The organism is Aliivibrio sp. 1S128 (assembly GCF_001691065.1).
GTDB lineage: Bacteria > Pseudomonadota > Gammaproteobacteria > Enterobacterales > Vibrionaceae > Aliivibrio.
On sequence record NZ_MAJV01000055.1, the window covers coordinates 1 to 1,129 of the forward strand.

The following is a 1,129-nucleotide window of genomic DNA, read 5'->3' on the forward strand; positions in this document are numbered from 1 at the left end:
CGGGTGTTTCTCGTTTTAAGGCGTCAATATCAAGTATATTTGCAGAGTAATAAACGTGTTATGCAGGCGTTAGCACTCTCATATTTAACCAATTTTAGTGAGTAATTTTAATGGTATATGCGTTCGGTGAAATTCATAGGCAAGTAGAGCAAGAAGAATCATTTGAAAATAAAACAGAAGATGAAATTAACAGTTTTATTTCGGAAGTAGCAAAGGATTTCTTAAATGATAGCTTAGATGCTCTGGGAGACAGTTTAACAAGTCGTAGAGAGACACAAAGTAAAATATGGAAATATTGGGGATCTACTTTCAATTTATTTGACTTTTATATAGCTAGCAATCTGGATATTGCATCAATGTATCGAGAGTCTGTATTGAAAACGGATAGTTGCCTTGATCTTAGGTTCGTTGTATTGACTCAGCTTCATGCTAAGTCGGTGCTAGTCCTTAGAGAAATTCAAGCATTAATTGAGGCTGGTTATCCTGATGGAGCAATTACCCGTTGGCGTACACTTCATGAACTAGCAGTATGCTCTTGTGTTATTTTTGAATCGGAAAAATCGGCTAGATATTACCTTTTGTCCGAACATATTAAAAATGCAAAAGGTGCAAAGTGTTATAGTGATCATGCTTCTAAATTAAATCATGAGCCATATACAGAATCCGAATTAGAATCAATTGCTTCATTAAAAGCAGTTGCGCTTAAAGAGTTAGGCGATGATTATAATAGCAATTCTGATTATTTTTGGGCAATGCCATTTTTGCTAGAGAAAGGCTATAAAGGAAATCGTCCTAACTTATATGATCTCGAAGTAAAGGTTTGCTTAGATCACTATCGACCTTACTTTACCTTAGCATGCGAGAAAATTCATGCACCATCCAAATCTAACTATGCAAATTTAGCAATATCAGGACATGACCGTCCAGGGCTTGTTGTTGGTCCAAGCCATTATGGTTATGAGACTCCGATTGATCTTGCGATGTTATCATCACTAATTATTTTGTCTAAATTTATATTTTTATTTCCAACATTAGATAGCTCCATATTTTTAAAAATGATTTCTCTTGTGCAAGAAAAAGTACTAGAGTCCGCATTCGAAACAAAGTGCTAACAAACGACTATGGTGTC

Annotated in this window: 1 protein-coding gene; it reads left to right on the forward strand. The window is 35.2% G+C overall.

Annotated elements, in window-relative coordinates; all coding sequences use genetic code 11:
- Positions 1-110 precede the first annotated feature (110 nt).
- A complete protein-coding gene (locus A6E03_RS07720; protein ID WP_065600553.1) occupies positions 111-1,112 on the forward strand; it encodes a DUF5677 domain-containing protein in 1,002 nt (333 codons plus the stop codon).
- Positions 1,113-1,129 lie beyond the last annotated feature (17 nt).